Source organism: Methylobacterium sp. 001424705 (assembly GCF_059816145.1).
Map to the genome: position 1 here is coordinate 59,467 of NZ_JCBANU010000020.1, position 20,130 is coordinate 79,596.

The following is a 20,130-nucleotide window of genomic DNA, read 5'->3' on the forward strand; positions in this document are numbered from 1 at the left end:
CCAGTAAAACCCTGGAACGAAACTTGATCTGAACCTCCCAGGGAACGCCGCGGTGTGTCGCGGTGGGACAATGGGGAGGGTAGCGGCATGAATGACGCCGTGGGAGTTTTGATCGTCGGCGAGCCCCTCGGGCTCGAGCCCGCGTTTCGCGCCGTCATCGAGCATGAGCCGCGCCTGCAGACCTTGAGCGAAGGGGAACTCTCGCCCGGGTCGGACGGACCGTCACGCAAGGTCGCTCTGCTGTTCGTCGGGGGGGAGCCCGAGCCGGGCCTTGCCGGCCGGATCGCGGCGCTCAAGGGCCGGGCGCCGGGCCTCGCCGTCCTCGTCGGCTTCGAGGTATTGCGGGCGGGCCTCCTGACCCGGCTGGTGGAGGCGGGCGCCGATGCCTTCATCGCCCGCTCGGCGACGCCGCGCGACATCTGCCGGGCCCTCCTCACCCTTGCCGCCAGCCCGACCGAATCGTCCCGGGACGAGGCGGCACCGGTGGCCCCGGCCGATAGCCTGACGCCGCGCGAAGCCGAGATCCTGCGCTTCCTCAGTGCCGGTTTCAGCAACAAGGAGGTGGCTCGCCGCCTGAACCTGAGCGTGCGCACGGTGGAGACCCACCGCCTCAACCTGCGCCGCAAGACCCAGACCGGGCGCCTCAAGGACCTCGTCGCCCTGGCCCGCCACCTCGGCCTCACGCCGGTGGTCGATGCCGCGCCGGTCCGTTCGACGGGCGGCGACCGCCCCCGGGGCCTGCACGCGAGCGAGTCCGTGGCCCGGCTCTGAGCCGGGCCGCGACGCCCCTCAGGCGGGCAAGACGTTTCTCAGGCGGGCAAGACCTTTTTCAGGCGAGCAAGACGTTTCTCAGGCAGGAGTCAGACTTTCGTTGACCGCGGAGAGGGGACGCTTGGGCTTCTGGGCCACGTCGCCGCCGCGCATGGCCTCCTCCAGCGGCTCCGGACCCTTGCGCAGGAGCTTGGCCAGATAGTAGCTGCCGAACCCGAAGATGAAGGCGTAGGCGATCAGGAAGGCGACCAGGGAGGTCGTCACGGCGTTGACCGTCAGGGGCGAGTGGGCGTCCGCCGTGCGCAGCTGCCCGTAGACGATGTAGGGCTGGCGCCCGATCTCGGCGGTGAACCAGCCGAACAGGACCGCGCCGAAGCCGGACGGGGTCATCAGCATCGCCGCGTTGAGGAACCAGCGGTTCGAGAAGAGCGTGCCCTTCCAGCGCAGGTAGAGGCTCCACAGGCTCAGGCCCAGCATCGCCATGCCGATCGCGACCATGATGCGGAACGAATAGAACACCGGCCAGACCGGCGGACGCTGGTCGCGCGGCACGTCCTTCAGGCCCGGCACCACGCCCGAGAAGTCGTGGGTGAGGATGAAGCTGCCCAGCCGCGGGATGCCGATCTCGAAGTCGTTCTTCTCCGCCTCCATGTTGGGGATCGCGAAGAGCAGCAGGGGCATGTTGTCCTGCCGGTCCCAGTTCGCCTCGATCGCCGCGAGCTTGGTCGGCTGCAGCTTGAGCACGGCCAGCCCATGGGTGTCGCCGACGAAGATCTGGATCGGCGTGAAGATCACCGCGAACCAGAGCGCCATGGAGAGCGAGAGCCGGGCGCCCGCCACCTTCTCGGCCGGCTCCTTGCGCGCCCGCAGGATCATCCAGGCCGACATGCCCGCCACCGCGAAGGCCGTGGTGAGGAAGCAGCCCAGGACCATGTGGGCGTAGCGGATCGGGAAGGAGGGGTTGAAGATCACCTTCCACCAGTCGGTGGCGATGGCCCGGCCGTTCTCGACGACGAAGCCGTCGGGGGTCTGCATCCAGGAATTGGCGGACAGGATCCAGAACGCCGAGATCAGGGTGCCGATCGCCACCATGCAGGTGGAGACGAAGTGCAGCCGGTCGCCGACCCGGTCCCAGCCGAACAGCATGATCCCGAGAAAGCCGGCCTCCAGGAAGAAGGCGGTGATCACCTCGTACTGGATCAGCGGCCCGAGCACGTTGCCGGTGAAGTCGGAGTAGCGCGACCAGTTGGTGCCGAGCTGGTAGCTCATCACGATGCCGGAGACGACGCCGAGGCCGAACGAGACCGCGAAGACCTTCACCCAGAACCGGTAGAGGTTCCGGTACATCGGGTCGCCGGTCCAGAGCCACTGCGCCTCCAGGCGGGCGAGGAAGCTCGCCAGCCCGATGGTGAAGGCCGGGAAGATGATGTGGAAGGCCATGGTGAAGCCGAACTGGATGCGCGAAAGCAGGAGCGCGTCGACGTCCATGGCAAACCCTCATGCGATGTGGGGCCCCCGATGGGAGGGGACCCTGGAGCAGCTATAGCGTGAAGACGCCGAAGCTGCATCCGGTTCGCGGCGGGCGACCGGGTCGCAGGGTTGTGCGGCCTCGGGGCGGCTCAGCGCCGCGGCAGCAGGCGGCGCGGCGCGCGGGCCAGGGTCGCGACCCCGAACAGCCCGAGAGCCACCACGCCCGTCAGGCCGGCGACGAGGAGATCGCGGTCGCGGCTCGTCCAATAGGCGCTGCGCGTCGTCTTGGTCCGGTCCGAGAAGCGCCCGTCGATGCCCACAGGGCCGGGCACCGGGGCGAACAGGTTGCCGGCCTTGTCGGGGGCCGGTTCGTCGGTGAGCTGGGCCGACCACATCGTGGCGGCCTTCGCATCCGCGTAGCCCGGCATCAGCGCCTGGGCGGCGGCCATCATCACCGTGCTGTGGCCGACCCAGACCTCGCGGCTCGGGTTGTCGGCCGTGGCGACGATGGCCTCGGCGCAGAGGCGCGGATCGTAGACCGGATCGGGGGCGTACTGGCCGTGGCCGGTGCGGTTGCGGGCCCAGTTGAACTGCGGGGTGTTGACGGCGGGCAGGTAGACCACGCTGAGGGAGACCTTCACGCGATCGTGGATCAATTCGGAGCGGAGGGCGTCAGTGAAGCCCGAGACCGCGAACTTCGCCGCGCAGTAGGGCGCCTGGAGCGGCGCGGCGCGGATGCCGAGGCCCGACGAGACCTGGATGATGGCGCCGCGGTCGCGCGGCTTCATGTGGCGCAGGGCCGCCAGCGTCCCGTAGACCTGGCTCAGGTAGGTCGTCTCGGTGACGCGCCGGTACTCCTCGGGCGTGATCCGGTCGGCCGGGTTCACGATGGTCGCCATCGCGTTGTTGACCCAGGCCCGGATCGGGCCGAACTCCCGCTCGATCCGCTCGGCGGCGGCATCGATCGCCTCCGCGTCCGCCACGTCGGCCGAGATCCCCAGGACGGGGCGGCCGTAGGCGGACAGGTCGGCCTCCGCGTCGCGCAGGCGGTCGGCATCGCGGGCGATGACAGCCACGGCCCAGCCCCGCCGGGCGAAGAGATGGGCGGTGGCGAGCCCGATTCCGGCGGTTCCCCCGGTGACGACCGCGACCTTCATGATGTTTCATCCTTGGTGAGCGCGTGGCGCCAACGGGTTCGGGGGCGACCTGGTGCCGGCGGGGATGCGTGCCCAAACGACACGGGGGAAGCGGGGTCGTCATGGCTGATGCCCTCCGCGACTCTCCCTCTCCCGCAGAGGGGGGGAGGGGGATGCGTCGAGGCCAAGCTGTCTTCGAGCGTCGACTCAGGCGGCTTGACCCTGTGGGGATTCCGATGCCGTCGCCCGCCGCTTCCCGGCCGTCTTCCCGGCCCGCGCGCCCGAGAGATCCCGGCCCTTGCCGTCCTTCACCTCGGCGAGGCGTGCCTGGAGCAGGCCGAGCACGGCCGCCTCCTCGGGCTTCAGCCCGGCGAGGTCCTCGCGCAGCTCGTCCTCCACCGCGTCCTTGATCTGCAGCAGGAGCGCGCCCTCGAGGTAGCAGTCGAGCACCTGAGGGTGGATGTAGCACTTGCGGCAGATGGTCGGCGTGTTGCCGAGCCGGGCGGCGACGCCCTCGATGGCGGCGCGCAGGTTCTTCTTGGCCTTGGCCTCGCTGTCGAAGGCCTCGAATTCCTGCAGCGCCAGGGCGGCCAGGACGGTCCCGGCCCAGGTCCGGAAATCCTTGGCGGTGATGTCCTGGCCCGTGATCTCGCGCAGGTAGGCGTTCACGTCCGCCGAGGTCACATCGCGCACGGTGCCGTCGGCGTCGCGATACTGGAACAGCTCCTGGCCGGGCAGGTCCTGGCAGGCCTTGACGATGCGGGCGACGCGCCGGTCCTTGAGGCCGAGGTCCCAGGTCTTGCCGCTCTTGCCCTTGAACCGGAAGGTCAGCGCCGAACCCTCGATCCGGGCGTGCCGGTCGCGCAGGGTGGTCAGGCCGAAGCTCTTGTTGGTGCGGGCGTAATCGTCGTTGCCGACACGGATCAGCGTGGTCTCCAGGAGGTGGACCACGGTGGCCAGCACCTTTTCACGGGGGAGGTCGCGCCGGCCCATGTCGGCATCCACCCGAGCGCGGATGGCCGGGAGCGCGTCGGCGAAGGCCATGACGTGCTCGAACTTGGTGAGGTCGCGGGCGGCGCGGAAATCCGGGTGGTAGCGGTACTGCTTGCGCCCCTTGGCGTCGCGGCCGGTCGCCTGGATATGGCCGTTGGCCCGCGGGCAGATCCAGACGTCGGTATAGGCCGGCGGGATCGCCAGGGCGCGGATGCGCGCCAGCGTCTTCGCGTCCCGCACCGGCTGGCCCCGGGCGTCGCGATAGGCGAAGCCCGTCCCGCTCTTCCGGCGCGTCAGCCCCGGCATCGTGTCCTCGACGTAGCGCAGGCCCGCCTCCTCGGCGGCGTCGCGCGGGTCGGCGACCGTGCCCTCTTCGTCGCGCGCCGTGGCCATGCTCCGGTTCCGTCCCTCACGGTGTCTCGTTGGCCGTCAACGGGGCCGCGCCATCCCCTGTTCCGCCATCCCCTGTTCCGCCATGGGCTGTTCCGGCGGGGGCGTGCTACAGCGCGTCCGATGGATCATCCCGCTTCCGGCACCAGGCCCCGGCGCCTCGTCCTCCTCGCCCCCGACGATGCCGGGTTCGCCGCCCGCGACCTCCCCCTGGTCGCGGCGGCCCGGGCCGCCGGGCTGTCCGCGACGGTGGTGACGCGGGTGGACGCCCATCGCGGGGCGATCGAGGCGGCGGGCGCCCGGGTGGTGCCCTTCGCGCTGGGGACCTCGCGCATCAACCCGATGGCGGCGGGCTACGAGGCGGGCCAGCTCGCCGGGATCCTGAAGGCCCTGGAAGCCGACCTCCTCCACGCCATCGGCCTCCGGGCGATCGTGGTCGGCGGCACGGCCGCGGCCATGTCGGGGATCGCGGCGCGGATCTACCAGCCCGACGACCTCGCGGCCCTGAACGCCCGCACGGATGCCGCCGGGCGCCTGACGCGCTTCGCCCTGCGCCAGGCGCTGCGGGGCCCCCTCGCCACCCGGACCACCCGATACCTCTGCGCGACCGCGGCCGAGGCCGCCGCCCTGGGGCTCGATCCGGCCGATACGGCGCTGGCACTGGCGGGCGCGGACCGGCTCTCGGCCGCCGCCGGCACCCTCTACGGCGAGTTCGCCCGGGCATGAAATGCCAGGAGGAGCGCGCCAGCATGAGCACGCCAGCATGACGCCGTCGGCCGATCCCCTTGCCTTCATCCGGGCCAACACCCGGCTGCGCCCGGTGCCGCACGCACCCGAGATCGTCCTGCACGTGGCCGACGAGGCCACCGAGCTGTGGCAGAAGACCGAGGACGAGCTGGAGGCGATCGGCCTGCCGCCGCCGTTCTGGGCCTTCGCCTGGGCCGGCGGGCAGGCGCTCGCCCGCTACATCCTCGACAATCCCGGCCTCGTGGCGGGCCGCCGGGTGCTCGATTTCGCCTCGGGCTCGGGCCTCGTCGCCATCGCGGCGGCGCGGTCCGGCGCGGATCATGTCACGGCCAGCGACCTCGACCCCTTCGCGATCCCGGCCATCGGCCTCAACGCGGCGGCCAACGGCGTGGCGGGGCAAATCGAGGCGGTGTCGCGGGACCTCATCGGCACCGATCCGGGCTCCGCCGTCGTGCTCGCCGCCGACATCTTCTACGAGCGGGATCTCGCGGCCCGGGTCACGGACTGGCTGTCCGGCCTGCACGCGGGCGGCGCCACCGTGCTGGTGGGCGATCCCGGCCGCTCCTACCTGCCGCGCGACCGGCTCACCGAACTCGCCACCTACACGGTGCCGGTGAGCCGCTCCCTGGAGGACGCCGAGATCAAACGCAGCAGCGTCTGGCGCTTCAGCGCCTGAACCGCCTTCAGAACCGGCCGCGGCGCTGCGCGTCGAGGCTCCAGGGGCCGGCGCCGGCGGCGGCGAGGTAGAGGAAGACGAAGCAGAACAGGATCGCGGCATCGCCCCCGTTGAGCGCCGGGAACGGGCTCTTGGGGTGGTGGGCGATGAAGTACGCGAAGGCCATCTGGCCCGAGAGCAGGAACGCCACCGGCCGCGTGAACAGGCCCAGGATGATGAGCGCGCCGCCCAGGGTTTCGAGGATGGCGGCGAACCACAGCAGCGACATCATCGCGGGGGCCGCTCCGCCCCCCATCCGCACGGGAAAGCCGAACAGCTTCTGCGTGCCGTGCTCCAGGAAGAGCAGGCCTGCCACGATGCGCAGGATGCTGAGGAGGCGCGGCGCCCAGGTCGTCGAGAGGCTGGCGAGGGACATGGGCGAGGGGTCTCCGGCGATGGGCCCGCCGCGCGGACGGCGCCCGCGCGAAGCCGTCGAGCCATAGCGCGGGGCAGGGGACGGGGCGAGCCTCGGAGGGCAATCCCGCGGGGATATCCGGCCGCGTGGCCCTGCCTACAGGCCGTCGTCGAAGTCCGGCGGGCCGAGGCGGCGCCAGGCGGCGGCGATGCGCTCGGGCTTGGTGTCGAGGGCCTCGGCGCAGGCGAGGAGCGTCGCCTCGTCACCCATGATATGATCGAGGATGCCCGCCAGGAAGCCGGGATCCTGTGCACTGGCCCGCAGGGTCTCGGGCGTCGCCCCGGTGGCATTGAGGAAGGCGAACAGGCGCTCGTCGTCGGTGGCCATCCAGGCGAGGGCCGCCAGGGCCACGCCCTCGGCGGAGTCGTCTCCGCCATTGGGTTTGCGTTTCGTCAACATGTATCCGCTAAATCTCCTGAGGCGGGGCATGCGTCGAACGACAATGGGCCGTCCACGCACCGGGAACAACGGGCCATGAAGAAGACCGTGCTCATCGTTGAGGACAACGAACTCAATATGAAGCTCTTCAACGACCTGTTGGAGGGCCATGGCTACGCGACGCTCAAGACGGCCAACGGCATCGAGGCGATCGAGCTCGCGCGGGCGCATCGCCCCGACCTGATCCTCATGGACATCCAGCTTCCCGAGGTCTCCGGCCTCGAAGTCACGAAGTGGCTCAAGGAGGACGACGACCTCAAGGCCATCCCGGTGATCGCGATCACGGCCTTCGCCATGAAGGGCGACGAAGAGCGCATCCGCGAGGGCGGCTGCGAAGCCTACCTGTCGAAACCGATCTCGGTGGCGAAGTTCCTCGCCACCGTCCGCCAGTATCTCGGCGACGCCAGGACCGCCTGACCCGCCCACCTCGCTCATAGCCTTCCCGATGGCCCGTAGTACGACCCTGCGCGAGGACCGATGTCGGCCCGAATCCTGATCGTCGATGATCTCTTTCCGAACGTGAAGCTCCTGGAGACGAAGCTCTCCATGGAATACTTCGACGTTCTGGCGGCGATGAACGGCCCCGACGCCCTGACGATCTGCGAGAAGGGTCTCTGCGACCTCGTCCTCCTCGACGTGATGATGCCCGGCATGGACGGGTTCGAGGTCTGCCGCCGGCTCAAGAGCAACCCCAACACGGCCCACCTGCCCGTCGTGATGGTCACCGCCCTCGACCAGCCCTCCGACCGCCTGCGCGGGCTCGATGCGGGCGCCGACGACTTCCTGACGAAGCCCATCGACGACACGGCCCTGTTCGCCCGCGTGCGCAGCCTCGTGCGCCTCAAGGCGGTGACGGACGAGCTGCGCTCCCGCGCCATGGCCTCGCGGGATTTCGGGATCGGCGACCCCCTGGCCCTCGCCGCCGCCGAGACCGGCCTCAACGCCTCGATCCTCCTCGTGGAGGACCGCCCCGGCTCGGCAGACCGCCTCGCGGCGGCCCTGGGCCAGCACCACACGCTCACGGTCGAGCCCGACCCGCACAAGGCCCTGGTGCTGGCGGCGGAGGGCACGTTCGACCTGACCCTGGTCAGCCTCGACATCCAGGGCTTCGACGGCCTGCGCCTGTGCAGCCAGCTGCGCTCCCTCGACCGCACCCGCCTGATGCCCGTGATGATGATCGCCGAGGAGCACGACCGCGCCCGGGTGATCCGGGGTCTGGAATTCGGCGTGCACGACTACCTGATGCGGCCCGTGGACCGGAACGAGCTCGTGGCCCGGGTGCGCACGCAAGTGCGCCGCCGCCGCTTCTCGGAGGCCCTGCGGGGCGCCGTCCAGGCCTCGATGGAACTCGCGGTCACCGACGGCCTCACGGGCCTGCACAACCGGCGCTACCTCGACAGCCATCTCGGCGCGCTGTTCGGCGAGGCGGCCCTGCGCAACCGTCCGGTGGCGGCGCTGATGCTCGACATCGACCGATTCAAGTCGATCAACGACACCTACGGCCACGAGGCCGGCGACGAGGTGCTCAAGGCCTTCGCCGAGCGCATCCGCACCCATACGCGCGGCATCGACATCGTGGCCCGCTACGGCGGCGAGGAGATCGTCATCATCCTGCCGGATGCCGAGGCCGAGGGGGCCTACGCCATCGCCGAGCGCATCCGCGAGCGGATCGAGGCGGTGCCGTTCTCCATCCAGCGCGACACCCGCACCGTTCCGGTGACCGTCTCCATCGGCGTGGCCTGGCGCCGGGCGGAGGATGCCGGGCCGGCCGACATGCTCAAGCGGGCCGACCTCGCCCTGTACCGGGCCAAGAGCACCGGCCGGAACCGCGTCGAAGCGGCGGCGGCCTGAAGCCGGGCCGCGCGCCGCCCGAGGCCCTGAAGCCCGCTACTGCAGCTGGTGGCCCTTCTTGGCCATCTCGGCGCGCACCCGGACCATGATGTATTCCGAGACGTCCTGGGTCCAGGTCTGCATCGCCTGGACCATCTCGTCGAGCACCTGCGGCTGGGTCTCGACGTAGCGCTTGCCGGCGGGCGAGCGGAAGAAGGTCGCGATCTCGTTCAGCTCGGCCTCGGACAGGCGCGAGGCGTAGATCCGGGCGGCGGTCTCGATCATCGCCTGCTTCTGCAGCTCCATCTCGGGCTCGAGGGAGGCCAGCACCGTATCGAGGTCCTTGGTGATCTCGGGCCGGGTCACGGCGCCTTGGCGGATGCGGTCGCTGAAGGCCGGGATGATCGAGTCGAACGAGCGGGCGATGCCGGAATTCAGCATGACCTCGCGGGCGAGGGCCAGGTGGTTGGCCGAGTAGGCCGGCGTCTGCGCGGCGGGGGTGCTCGGCGCCGGCGCGGCGGGCGGCTTGGCGCCGGGCTTGGCCGCCGGCGGCTTCTGAGCCGGGGCTTGGGCGTGCACTGGGGCCAGGGCGCCCAGGGGGGCGCTGGCGAGGACGAGGGCGGCCAGGGCGGCGAGGCGGCGGGACATGGCGGACGCTCCGGGAGGGGTTCGGCGAAGGGGAAGACGGAAAGGGAGAGGGATGGGGGCGATCGCCCTCAGACGATTCCGAGCCGGCTCACCACCGCCTGCCCGTCCCGTGCCTCGGCCAGGATGGCTCCGGTGGCGAGGCCGAGGAACAGGCCGTGCTCGACGACGCCCGGCACGGCCCAAAGGGCACCCGACAAGGCCTCGGGGTCCGGGATGCGTCCGAGATGGGCGTCGAGGATGTGGTGGCCGCCATCGGTGACGAAGGGCGCGCCGTCCCGGGCCCGCAGGACGAGCTCGCCGGTGCAGCCGCTCGCCCGCAGGGCGGCGGCCACGGCCCGGCGGGTGGCGCCGAGGCCGAAGGCGTTGACCTCGATCGGCAGGGGAAACGCCCCGAGGGTCTCGACGCGCTTGGCGGCATCCGCGATCACCACCATCCGGTGGCTGGCGAAGGCGACGATCTTCTCGCGGAGCAGCGCGCCGCCGCCGCCCTTCACGAGGCGCATCGCTCCGTCGATCTCGTCGGCGCCGTCGATGGTCAGGTCGAGTTCGGGCAGCGCTTCCAGGGTGGCGAGGCGGATGCCGGCGGCCTCGGCCGCGACCCGTGTCGCCTCGGAGGTGGGCACGCCGACGACGTCGAGGCCGGCCCGGACGCGGGCGCCCAGAAGCTCGACGAAGACGTTGGCGGTGGACCCGGTCCCGATCCCCAGCCGCATCCCGGGCGTGACCAACCCGACCGCGACCTCGGCCGCCGCGCGGCGCAGATCCGGCCCGCTCACGCGACGGCTCCGGCGGCTGGGAAGGGGCGGGCGTGCGGCATGGAACGGCTCTGGCGAAGGGCGAATCGGGCGAGGGGCGAATCGAACGGGGCGAGCCACCGGCCGGCGGACGCGCCCGGTGCCCCTAGCACGCCGGGCCGGAGGGTCCAACGCGGCGTGTCGGGGGCGGCGATCGGCTCAGGGCGCGGTCAGGGACGGGCGCTCTGGGGCGGCGTGGCGCTCGGGCCCACCCGGCCCGGGGCGGCGCCGGTGGCGGGGGCCTCGTCGGCCCCCGGGCTCGCCGGGTTCGCCTGCGCGGTGCAGACCACCGCTTCCTTCTGCAGCTGCACGTAGCAGATGCTCATCTCGCCGGTGCGGTAATTGACCCGGAACACCCCCGCCTCGCGGGTGTGGCGGGAGGCGACCAGGCCGTATTCCGACGGGGCCTGGGCGCTCGCGCCCTCGCCGGCGCCGTAGCAGACGGTGACACCGACACTGCCCACCGCGCCCTCGCGCAGGCCGTACTGGCAGGAGGTCACCTCGCCCGTGACCTTGTCGACGCGATAGACCCGGTTGAGGTCGATCTGGGGAGCCGGCACGAACTCGAAGGAGGCCGCCCAGGCCGGCGCGGCGAGGGCCGGGAGCAGGCCGGCCGTGACGACGAGGGCCCGGGCGGGGCGGGCGGACATCGGACGCAGGATCGAACGCATCGGGAGCCTTCGTGAATGCTGAGGTGCGCGGAGCGGTGGGGGTCGGGCGGGAAACGACGCGACGCTAGCGCCGGCTTACGGCGCAACCGTGGCCCGACGGCTAGGCGCGCGCGGGAACGCAGGACGCCGCGACGGCGCGGGAAGCAGATCGAAACTGCGCCGCGATCCCGCAGCTGTGCGGTGCCCGCGCGGTGATGCCGCTGGCGTCATTCCGCCAACATGCTAACGGGGTTGGCCATGTTCGACGCCGTCGCCGCCCTCCACGACATCCTCGAGAACCTGGACCGCGACGCCCGCGAGGCGACGCGCCTGCGGGCGGTCCTCGTGCCGGAGCTGCGCCGGGTGATCGAGCTCGGGCGCGCCGATGCCGAGGCGCGGCTCCTGGAGGAGCGCGACGGCATCGCCTGCGCCCAGCGCCTGAGCCGGCTCACCGACGCGGTGATCCGCACCATCCACGACGCGGTGGTGTGGCGGCTCTATCCGAACGACAATCCCTCCACCGGGGAGCAGCTCGCCGTGGTGGCCACCGGCGGCTACGGCCGGGGCACCATGGCCCCGGGCTCGGACATCGATCTCCTGTTCCTGCTGCCCTACAAGCAGACGGCCTGGTCCGAGAGCGTCGTCGAGGCGATGCTCTACGTGCTGTGGGACCTCAAGCTGAAGGTCGGCCACGCCACCCGCTCGGTGGAGGAGTGCCTGCGCGAGGGCCGGGCCGACATGACCATCCGGACCTCGCTCCTCGAGGCGCGCTACCTGTTCGGCACCCGCGCCCTGTTCGAGGAGCTCGTCACCCGCTTCGACACCGAGCTGGTGATGTGGACCGCACCGGAATTCGTCGAGGCGAAGCTGCGCGAACGCGACGCGCGGGTCTCGAAGGCGGGCGCCTCGCGCTACCTCGTCGAGCCCAACGTGAAGGACGGCAAGGGCGGCCTGCGCGACCTCAACACCCTGTTCTGGATCGCCAAGTACACCTACCGGGTCCGCGACCAGAGCGAGCTCGTGGCCGCCGGCCTCTTCACGCTGGAGGAGTACCGGGTGTTCGAGCGCTGCGACGAGCTCCTGTGGCGGGTGCGCTGCCACATGCACTTCGTCACCGGCCGGGCCGAGGAACGCCTGTCCTTCGGCCTGCAGCCGAAGATCGCCGAGCGCTTCGGCTACGAGCCGCGCGGCGGGCTCTCCGGCGTCGAGCGCTTCATGAAAGCGTATTTCCTGATCGCCAAGGAGGTCGGGGACCTCACCGCCATCGTCTGCGCGGCGCTGGAGGCGCGCCACGCCAAGCGCACCCCGGTGCTCGACCGCTGGATCGGCCGGTTCCGCGACCGCTTCCGCGCCACCGCCATCGAGGCGGAGGACTTCGTCGACGATCACGGCCGCATCAACCTGCGCGACCCGGACGCCTTCAGCCGAGACCCCGTGAACCTGATCCGGCTGTTCTGGCTCGCCGACCGGCACAACCTGCCGATCCACCCCGACGCCACCCGGGCGGCCAACCGCTCCCTGCGCCTGATCGGCCATTCCCTGCGGGCGGACGAGGAGGCCAACCGGCTCTTCCTCGACATCCTGACCTCGAAGAACTCGCCCGAGACCATCCTGCGGCTGATGAACGAGGCCGGCGTGCTCGGCCGCTTCATCCCGGATTTCGGCCGCATCGTCGCGATGATGCAGTTCAACATGTACCATCACTTCACGGTGGACGAGCACCTGCTGCGCGCCATCGGGGTGCTCTCGGCCATCGAGTCCGGGCGCACCGAGGAGGAGCATCCCCTCGCCACCCGCCTGATCAACACGATCAGCAACCGGCGCGCCCTCTACGTCACGGTACTGCTGCACGACATCGCCAAGGGCCGGCCGGAGGACCATTCCATCGCGGGCGCCGCCATCGCGGAGAAGCTCGGGCCGCGCTTCGGCCTGACGCCGGCCGAGACCGAACTGATGGCCTGGCTGGTGGAGCATCACCTGCTGATGTCGATGACCGCCCAGAGCCGCGACCTCTCGGACCCGAAGACCATCGAGAAGTTCGCCGGCGTGGTGCAGACCCTGGAGCGCCTGAAGCTCCTCACCATCCTGACGGTGGCCGACATCAAGGCCGTGGGGCCCGGCGTCTGGACCGCCTGGAAGGGCACACTGATCCGCACCCTCTACGACGAGACCGAGGTGGTGCTGTCCGGCGGCCATTCCGAGATCGCGCGCACCGACCGGGTCCGCCTGATCCAGATGGCCCTGCGCGAGCAGCTCAGCGACTGGCAGGCCGAGCTGTTCGACGCCTACGCGGCGCGGCACAACCAGGCCTACTGGCTGAAGGTCGACACCACCCGCCAGTACAAGCACGCGGGCTTCGTCAAGGCGCTGACGGCCGAGGGGCGGACGGTGGCCACCGCCACGGAGACCGACCCGGTCCGCGGCGTCACCGAGCTGACGATCTACTCGCCGGATCATCCGCGCCTGCTCGCCATCGTCACCGGGGCCTGCGCGGCCTCGGGGGGCAACATCGTCGACGCGCAGATCTTCACCACCACGGACGGCTTCGCCCTCGATTCGATCTTCATCTCGCGCGCCTTCGAGCGGGACGAGGACGAGCTGCGCCGGGCCGGCCGCATCACCGCCGCGATCGAGAAGGCGTTGCGCGGCGAGATCCGCATCGCCGACCTCGTGGCCGACAAGCACCCGCCGAGCGAGCGGGCGCGGACCTTCCTGGTGCCGCCCGACATGGCGATCGACAATGCCCTGTCGAGCCGCGAGACCGTGATCGAGATCACCGGCCTCGATCGCCCGGGCCTGCTCTACGAGCTGACCACGGCGCTCAGCCGGCTCAGCCTCAACATCACCTCGGCCCACGTGGCGACCTTCGGCGAGCGGGCGGTGGACGTGTTCTACGTCACCGACCTCACCGGCACCCGGGTGACCCAGCCCGACCGCCAGGTGGCGATTCGGACGGCCGTGATGGAAGTCTTCGCCAGCGACGTGGCCGCCCTCCGGGCCGAGGGACTCGATGCGCTGATCGACTCGCCGCCTCCGCGCGAGGCTTGAGTGGGGCCGGACGGCGCCGCGCGCTTGATTTCAGCGCGTCACCGCCTGATATCAGCGCCAACCCCGACACCGATAGTCTCTGACGAAACCACATGATGGCGAACGACATGCACGATGAGCGGCGCGACCCGGCCCAGGCGGTCGAGGAGACCCCAGGGGCCGCGCAGGCCGAGTCCGCCGGATCCGGCGAGGCGATGCAGGCCGATGCGCTGGCCTCCCTCGTGGCCGAGCGCGACGAGCTGAAGGACCGGGTGCTGCGCACCCTGGCCGAGATGGAGAACCTGCGTCGGCGCACCGAACGCGAGGTTGCCGATGCCCGCGCCTACGCGGTGACCAACTTCGCCCGCGATCTCCTGAATTCCGCCGACAACATCCGGCGGGCCCTCGAGAGCATTCCCGAAGCGGACCGAGCGAGCGCCGACGGCGCCTTCAAGGCCCTGATCGACGGGATCGAGCTCACCGAGCGCGATCTCGCCAAGACCCTGGAGCGGCACGGCGTCAAGCTGATCGAGCCGAAGGGCCAGCGCTTCGACCCCAACCGCCACCAGGCCATGTTCGAGGTGCCCGACCCGGAGGTTCCCGCCGGCACGGTCGTGCAGGTCATGCAGGCCGGCTACATCATCGGCGACCGCGTCCTGCGCCCGGCGCTCGTGGGGGTGGCCAAGGGCGGCCCGAAGCCGGCCGCCGCCAATCCGGGCGACGCCGCCTGAGCGTGGCGCCTGCGACCCTCCCCCCTCTGCGGGGGAGGGTGCCTGCGCAGCAGGCGGGAGAGGGGAAACCCTCGCTGGCACCGTCGCTCCCCTCATCCGACCCGCTTCGCGGGCCACCTTCTCCCGCGGAGGGGAGAAGGACCCTGCGACCGGGTCGAACGGTCGCCCCTACCGCAGCTGCACGCTGTCCACGACCTCGCGGAACTTCGCCAGCACACCCTCGCGCTTCTCGGCCTTCACGACGCCGACGGCGCGCAGGTAGCCGTCCGGCGCGAAGCGGATCGTCTGCGAGATGACCACCGGCGTGCCGGACGCCGTGTCCACCGCACGCGCCACGATCTCGTGCCAGTCGACGCCGTTCTGGCGGTAGCTCTGGGCCCGCTCGATCACGAAGTCCTTCATCGTCTGGTTCGAGTAGAGCGCGGCGCGCGCGAAGGCGTCGCGCTGCTCGGTGGCCGGCGGCGGCTGCACCGCCTGGGCCAGAACCAGGATCGGCTGCTCCAGGCCGAGCATCTCGTCCTTCGTGCCCTGCGTCAGCAGCACCGAATTGCCGGCGAGGACGCGCACCGGACGAAAGCCGGCGTCGTTGCCGATGCGGAAGGGCAGGGCGGCAACCTGCTGCTCCAGGGTCAGCGCCGGCCGGATGTGGATGCCGGTCAGCAGCCGCTTCATGGTCTCCTCGGTCTCGGCATCGGGCGTCGCCTGCGCGATGATGATGCCGGTCACGGTCGGATCGCCGACGAGGAGCATCCACTTCTTGATCGCCGGGGTCCCGGCCGCTTCCACCGCCGGCTGCTCACCCGTGAACAGCACCGCGTCGACGTCGCCCGCCACCTTGATGGCCTGCCGGCTGCTGACGATGAAGCCCTGGGCCTTCAGGTTGGCGTCGGTGAAGTTGGTTTCGAGGTCGGCGAAGGCGTTGGCCGGCAACTCCACCACCGAGACCGTCGCGCCGCCCTCCAGCCGCTCCAGGCCCGAGAAGCGCTTGGAGGAGACCATGTCGGAGGGCGGATCGAAGCCGAAGCGCGAACTCGGCGGGAAGACCGGATCCGCCGCCAGCGCCGGCGCGGCCAGCCCCAGGGCGAGGACCAGGAGGGAAACCGGACGAACGAGGTTACGCAGACGCATCGAATCGATTCTCCGCAAGGCCCCGGTCTCGCACCGGGCAGGTCCGCCGGGTTGCCCCTTGCGGGGCAGCCGGCGCTGAGGCTGACCCGATGGGTCGACTCAACACCCCGCCGCTGTCAAGCGCCCGAGGGCCGCGTCACGCGTCGCAGGGTCAGGTTGCAGCGTCCGCCCGGCATGAGGAAATCCGGCAGCGGTCCGGGGGCGGTGCCCTGGAGCAGGTCCGGGGCCTCCGCGACGAGGCGGTCGATTCCGTGATGGATCAGCCGTGCGGGCCCGCCGATCACGAGCGCGTCACCGGCCCGGAGGCGCACCGAGCGGGTCGGGTCCGACCGCCGGAGGCCGCCGTAGCGGAACAGGGCGGTGGAACCCAGCGAGAGCGAGAGGACGGGCGCGTCGAGGGCGTCCTCGTCCCGGTCCTGGTGCAGGCCCATGCGGGCGTCGGCCTCGTACAGGTTGACGAGGCAGGCCTCGGGCGGAGCGCCATACCCCGACAGGGCGTCCCAGGCGGCCCGCGCCGTGGGCGGGATGTCCGGCCAGGGGGTCTCCGTCACGGGATGGCGCGCCTGGTAGCGGTAGCCCGCCCGGTCGGAGACCCAGCCGAGGGGGCCGCAATTCGCCATCCGCACCGAGAAGGGTCGGTCGGTGCGGGGCATCCGCGGCGTGTAGGGCGGGGCGACCCGCAGCGCCGTCGCGAGTTCGGCGGCGAGGCGCGCCTGCGCCGCCGCGTCGAGGTAGCCCGGCCAATGGAGCAGGCCGGGAACGAGGACGATCCCGGCCGGATCACGGGACGCCATCGGTGCCGCGGTCAGACCTTGTGGTCGATGTCGTGCTCCAGCACCGTCTTGCTCTCCACCGTGGTGTCGGCCTTGAGCTGGTAGACGAGCGGGATGCCGGTGGCGATCTCGAGGCTGGCGATGGTCTTCGTGGTCATGCCGTCGAGCACCATCACCAGGGCGCGCAGGGAGTTGCCGTGGGCCGCCACCAGCACGCGCTCGCCCGCCATGACGCGGGGCAGGATGAACTGGATGTAGTAGGGCAGGACGCGCGCGGCGGTGTCCTTCAGGCTCTCGCCGCCGGGCGGCGGCACGTCGTAGGACCGGCGCCACTGGTGCACCTGGGCGTCGCCCCAGCGCTCGCGGGCGTCGTCCTTGTTGAGGCCGGAGAGGTCCCCGTAATCGCGCTCGTTCAGCGCCTCGTTGCGGATCGTCTCGACCCCCTCGAGGTCCATCTCCTCCAGGATCAGCGCGCAGGTGCGCTGGGCGCGCTTCAGGTTGGAGGTGAAGGCCACGTCGAAGCCGTAGCCCTGCTCCTTGAGCCAGCGCCCGGCATTGCGGGCTTCCTCGACGCCGAGATCCGTCAGCTCGGGATCACGCCAGCCCGTGAACAGCTTCTTGAGGTTCCATTCGCTCTGGCCATGGCGAGCGAGGACGAGAAGGCGATCCATCGGGCGATGATCCTCTTGGTCTTTGAGAGGGCACGGCCTCGGCGGAGGCACGGGCGAAGGGCGATGTTGCAGCGCAGCGAGCGCGCATCGGGCGGCTCATGCGCGCGTGAGTCTGAACGTCAGATGACGAAACGTCTCCGCCGGGTGTGGGCTCCGTCGGAAAGCCCGGAGACGTCTGACACCGGGAGACCGTCCTGAAGTCCGCGTGTCTCTGAAGCCCGAATGTCTCCTAAAGCCCGAGGACGTCGTCCATCCCGTAGAGGCCGGGCGGCTTGGCGAAGGCCCAGAGCGCGGCCCGCACGGCGCCGCGGGCGAAGATCGCCCGGTCCTCGGCATGGTGGCCGACGGTGATCCGCTCGCCCGGGCCGGCGAAGACCACGCTGTGGTCGCCCACCACCGTGCCGCCGCGGAGGGTGGCGAAGCCGATGTCGCCGGGCCGGCGCGGGCCGGTGTGTCCGTCGCGGGTGGAGACCCGGGTGTCGGCGAGCGCGACCCCACGCCCCTCCGCCGCGGCCTCCCCGAGGAGGAGGGCGGTGCCGGAGGGGGCGTCGACCTTCATGCGGTGGTGCATCTCGACGATCTCGATGTCGAAATCCTCCCCGAGGGCCGCCGCCATCCGGCGCACGAGGCCGGCGACGAGGTTGACCCCGAGGGACATGTTGCCCGAGCGCACGATGCGGGCATGGTGGGCGGCCGCCGCGAGCTTGGCGAGATCGGCCTCCTGCAGGCCCGTGGTGCCGACCACGTGGACGATGCGGGCCTGGGCGGCGAGCTCGGCGAAGAAGGTGGTGGCGGCGGGCGCCGTGAAGTCGAGGACGCCCTCGGCCGCCGCGAAGATCGGCAGCGGATCGTCCGTCACCGCGACGCCGAGGGGCGCCAAGCCCACGAGCGTGCCGGCATCCTGCCCCAGCGCGGGGGAGCCCGCGCGCTCGATGGCGCCCGACAGGGTGCAGCCCTCGGTCTCCGCCACCGCGCGGATCAGCATCCGCCCCATGCGCCCGTCGGCGCCGACCACCACGAGCCGCATCGTCCTCAGCCTCCAGAGCGTGTCGCCAACGGGCGCGTCCGCGTTGCGGTACAGCCTCCGGCCGGACCCGACAAGGATCAGCGCCCCGCCTGCGCCAGCAGGGGGCCGAGCACGTCCGTGACGCCGTTCACGGTGATCTGGGTGCCGACGCAGAGGAGCAGGAAGGCGAAGAGGCGCCCGAGCACCCGCGCGCCGACGGGGCCGATCCAGGTCACCACCCGGTCGGCCGAGCCGTAGGTGAAGCGCACGAGCACGGCGATGGCGAGCGCTGCCAGGGACATGCCCACGTAGAAGCCGATCCGGTCGGGGCCCGGTGCCGGGCGGTTGGAGCCCAGCGCGATCGCCACCGCGATGGTGCCGGGTCCGGTGGTGAAGGGCAGGGTCAGGGGAAAGAACGCGATCTCGGCCAAGTTCCCGGCCGAGTTCCCGGCCGAGTTCCCGGCCGGTTCCCGGGTCGCCTCCGCCTGCTTGCGTGCCTCTCGCGCCTCGGGCGCCGTCAGGAGGGTCCAGGCCGAGGCCGCCACCACGAGGCCCCCGGCGATGCGCAGAGCGGCCAGGGAGACGCCGAAGAAGTTCAGGATCGGCGCACCGGCCCAGAGCGTCGAGAGCATGATCAGGGCGGCGTAGAAGCCGATGCGCCTGGCGAGCTCCAGGCGCTCGGCATGGGAGTTCAGGGCGGTCACCTGCGCGAAGATCAGCGACGAGCCGACCGGGTTCACGATGGAGAACAGCGAGGAGAAGGCGAGCACGAAGCTCTGCAGCGCCGCCTCGGGCGCAATCAGACTCAGCATCCGCTCAGCCCGGTGAGGGGGCGGGCACCAGCACGCGGGCCGGTGCGAGGCGGGCCACCTTGCGCACCCGGCGCACGGCGACGGGGCGGTAGAGCTGCTTGGTGGCGTCGACCACGTGCAGCCCGGCGAAGGGCAGCGACAGGCTCGTGCCCATCCGTTCCCAGGCCCCGGCCGTGCGCAGCAGCAGCCGGTTCTCCACCGGGGGCATGTAGAGGGTCTCGGCCCAGCCCTCGGGAGAGAACTGGGTGGTGCGCATCAGCCGGGCGAGTTGCGAGCGGCTGTAGGGCTGGCCATGCCCGAAGGGGGTCGCGTCGCGCCGGGCCCAGACGCCCCGGCGGTTCGGCACCACCAGGATCATGCGCCCGCCCGGCGTCAGCACCCGCCAGACGTCCTGCAGGAGTTCGGTCGGGCTCTCGACGGATTCCAGCGCATGGACGAGGATCACCCGGTCCACGGCCGCCTCCGGCAGGGGCATCATGGTCGGGTCGGCCAGCGCCGAGCAGGAGCGGCCGCTGCCGGGCCAGTTCACCACCCCCTGCGTCGCCGGCATGAAGGCCAGCGTCCGTTCGGCGATGACGTGGACGGGGCCGAGATAGGGCGTGGCGTAGCCGAGCCCGAGGACCCGCAGGCCGGAGACCGAGCCGAGGAAGCCGTGGATCGCGCGCGCCACGATGCGGTGCGTCACCCCCCCGAGGGGGCTCGCATAGAAGGCGCGCAGATCGGTGACGTCGAGGCGCATGGCTCGGGTTTCGGTACGATCGCGCGGCTCGGGTCGGGGTCGGCTCGGAGACGCGCGACGAGAAAGGCTCACCCGCATCAATGGGGGCCGACGCCCGGCCCGACAAGCCCGGATCGGCGGAAGGCCCGGGAAGGCCGGGGGAAACGGCCCCTAGACCTGTCTCCGCCCGCACCCATCTTCGTGTGCCGCAGCGATGGTCCGCCGCGCGCCGCGCCGGCGCGGCCATTCCCCGTCCGGAAGGAAGCC

General features: G+C 71.4%; 21 protein-coding genes. 7 read left to right on the forward strand and 14 right to left on the reverse strand.

Going from position 1 to position 20,130, the window contains the following annotated elements; all coding sequences use genetic code 11:
- Positions 1 to 87: 87 nt before the first annotated feature.
- Positions 88 to 771, forward strand: coding sequence for a response regulator transcription factor (locus AC6EUL_RS15565; RefSeq protein WP_056276539.1), 684 nt, complete (start codon positions 88 to 90; stop codon positions 769 to 771).
- 78 nt (positions 772 to 849) lie between these two features.
- On the opposite strand, the gene AC6EUL_RS15570 is transcribed toward AC6EUL_RS15565, so the two are convergent.
- The 3 genes from AC6EUL_RS15570 to AC6EUL_RS15580 form a co-directional block, all read right to left on the reverse strand.
- Positions 850 to 2,259: a cytochrome ubiquinol oxidase subunit I gene (locus AC6EUL_RS15570; protein WP_499871143.1), complete on the reverse strand. Its 1,410-nt coding sequence runs from the start codon at positions 2,257 to 2,259 to the stop codon at positions 850 to 852.
- A 131-nt stretch (positions 2,260 to 2,390) separates the two neighbouring features.
- A complete protein-coding gene (locus AC6EUL_RS15575) occupies positions 2,391 to 3,398 on the reverse strand; it encodes an SDR family oxidoreductase (RefSeq protein WP_056276541.1) in 1,008 nt (335 codons plus the stop codon).
- Positions 3,399 to 3,584: 186 nt separating this feature from the next.
- Positions 3,585 to 4,763, reverse strand: a complete 1,179-nt coding sequence (locus AC6EUL_RS15580; RefSeq protein WP_056218251.1) for a DNA topoisomerase IB — start codon at positions 4,761 to 4,763, stop codon at positions 3,585 to 3,587.
- Positions 4,764 to 4,883: 120 nt separating this feature from the next.
- Between AC6EUL_RS15580 and AC6EUL_RS15585 the strand changes: the two genes are divergently transcribed.
- A complete protein-coding gene (locus AC6EUL_RS15585; RefSeq protein ID WP_056276544.1) occupies positions 4,884 to 5,486 on the forward strand; it encodes a hypothetical protein in 603 nt (200 codons plus the stop codon).
- 37 nt (positions 5,487 to 5,523) lie between these two features.
- Complete coding sequence (locus AC6EUL_RS15590; RefSeq protein WP_056351703.1) at positions 5,524 to 6,183, forward strand: class I SAM-dependent methyltransferase; 660 nt, start codon at positions 5,524 to 5,526, stop codon at positions 6,181 to 6,183.
- A 7-nt stretch (positions 6,184 to 6,190) separates the two neighbouring features.
- Here AC6EUL_RS15590 and AC6EUL_RS15595 read toward each other — a convergent pair whose 3' ends face one another.
- Positions 6,191 to 6,598: a DoxX family protein gene (locus tag AC6EUL_RS15595; protein WP_056218242.1), complete on the reverse strand. Its 408-nt coding sequence runs from the start codon at positions 6,596 to 6,598 to the stop codon at positions 6,191 to 6,193.
- A gap of 135 nt (positions 6,599 to 6,733) precedes the next feature.
- A complete protein-coding gene (locus tag AC6EUL_RS15600; RefSeq protein WP_056218239.1) occupies positions 6,734 to 7,036 on the reverse strand; it encodes a DUF3572 domain-containing protein in 303 nt (100 codons plus the stop codon).
- A gap of 75 nt (positions 7,037 to 7,111) precedes the next feature.
- Between AC6EUL_RS15600 and AC6EUL_RS15605 the strand changes: the two genes are divergently transcribed.
- Both AC6EUL_RS15605 and AC6EUL_RS15610 read left to right on the forward strand, forming a co-directional pair.
- Entirely contained in the window at positions 7,112 to 7,492 is a 381-nt protein-coding gene (locus AC6EUL_RS15605) for a response regulator (protein ID WP_055946254.1), read from the forward strand.
- Between the two features lie 60 nt (positions 7,493 to 7,552).
- On the forward strand, positions 7,553 to 8,926 hold the full coding sequence (locus AC6EUL_RS15610) for a PleD family two-component system response regulator (RefSeq protein ID WP_056218237.1): 1,374 nt from the start codon (positions 7,553 to 7,555) through the stop codon (positions 8,924 to 8,926).
- A 36-nt stretch (positions 8,927 to 8,962) separates the two neighbouring features.
- Here the strand turns inward: AC6EUL_RS15610 and AC6EUL_RS15615 are convergent, their stop codons facing one another.
- The 3 genes from AC6EUL_RS15615 to AC6EUL_RS15625 form a co-directional block, all read right to left on the reverse strand.
- Positions 8,963 to 9,553, reverse strand: a complete 591-nt coding sequence (locus tag AC6EUL_RS15615) for a DUF2059 domain-containing protein (RefSeq protein ID WP_056218234.1) — start codon at positions 9,551 to 9,553, stop codon at positions 8,963 to 8,965.
- 68 nt (positions 9,554 to 9,621) lie between these two features.
- Positions 9,622 to 10,329, reverse strand: a complete 708-nt coding sequence (gene rpiA / locus AC6EUL_RS15620; protein ID WP_499871148.1) for a ribose-5-phosphate isomerase RpiA — start codon at positions 10,327 to 10,329, stop codon at positions 9,622 to 9,624.
- Between the two features lie 188 nt (positions 10,330 to 10,517).
- Positions 10,518 to 11,018 (reverse strand): hypothetical protein, encoded by a 501-nt coding sequence (locus tag AC6EUL_RS15625; protein WP_407067272.1) that lies wholly within the window; start codon positions 11,016 to 11,018, stop codon positions 10,518 to 10,520.
- A 237-nt stretch (positions 11,019 to 11,255) separates the two neighbouring features.
- Between AC6EUL_RS15625 and AC6EUL_RS15630 the strand changes: the two genes are divergently transcribed.
- Entirely contained in the window at positions 11,256 to 14,045 is a 2,790-nt protein-coding gene (locus AC6EUL_RS15630; protein WP_499871150.1) for a [protein-PII] uridylyltransferase, read from the forward strand.
- A 92-nt stretch (positions 14,046 to 14,137) separates the two neighbouring features.
- Entirely contained in the window at positions 14,138 to 14,755 is a 618-nt protein-coding gene (grpE, locus tag AC6EUL_RS15635; RefSeq protein WP_056218229.1) for a nucleotide exchange factor GrpE, read from the forward strand.
- A gap of 168 nt (positions 14,756 to 14,923) precedes the next feature.
- On the opposite strand, the gene AC6EUL_RS15640 is transcribed toward grpE, so the two are convergent.
- The 6 genes from AC6EUL_RS15640 to AC6EUL_RS15665 form a co-directional block, all read right to left on the reverse strand.
- Positions 14,924 to 15,883, reverse strand: coding sequence for a hypothetical protein (locus AC6EUL_RS15640; protein ID WP_056218226.1), 960 nt, complete (start codon positions 15,881 to 15,883; stop codon positions 14,924 to 14,926).
- 116 nt (positions 15,884 to 15,999) lie between these two features.
- Positions 16,000 to 16,677: an alpha-ketoglutarate-dependent dioxygenase AlkB gene (locus AC6EUL_RS15645; protein ID WP_499871153.1), complete on the reverse strand. Its 678-nt coding sequence runs from the start codon at positions 16,675 to 16,677 to the stop codon at positions 16,000 to 16,002.
- Between the two features lie 11 nt (positions 16,678 to 16,688).
- Positions 16,689 to 17,327, reverse strand: coding sequence for a 2,3-bisphosphoglycerate-dependent phosphoglycerate mutase (locus AC6EUL_RS15650; protein ID WP_056218219.1), 639 nt, complete (start codon positions 17,325 to 17,327; stop codon positions 16,689 to 16,691).
- A gap of 229 nt (positions 17,328 to 17,556) precedes the next feature.
- Entirely contained in the window at positions 17,557 to 18,354 is a 798-nt protein-coding gene (gene dapB, locus AC6EUL_RS15655; RefSeq protein WP_499871155.1) for a 4-hydroxy-tetrahydrodipicolinate reductase, read from the reverse strand.
- 77 nt (positions 18,355 to 18,431) lie between these two features.
- Positions 18,432 to 19,145: a MarC family protein gene (locus tag AC6EUL_RS15660; RefSeq protein ID WP_056276559.1), complete on the reverse strand. Its 714-nt coding sequence runs from the start codon at positions 19,143 to 19,145 to the stop codon at positions 18,432 to 18,434.
- Positions 19,146 to 19,149: 4 nt separating this feature from the next.
- A complete protein-coding gene (locus AC6EUL_RS15665; protein WP_056218206.1) occupies positions 19,150 to 19,884 on the reverse strand; it encodes a methyltransferase domain-containing protein in 735 nt (244 codons plus the stop codon).
- Between the last annotated feature and the right edge of the window lie 246 nt (positions 19,885 to 20,130).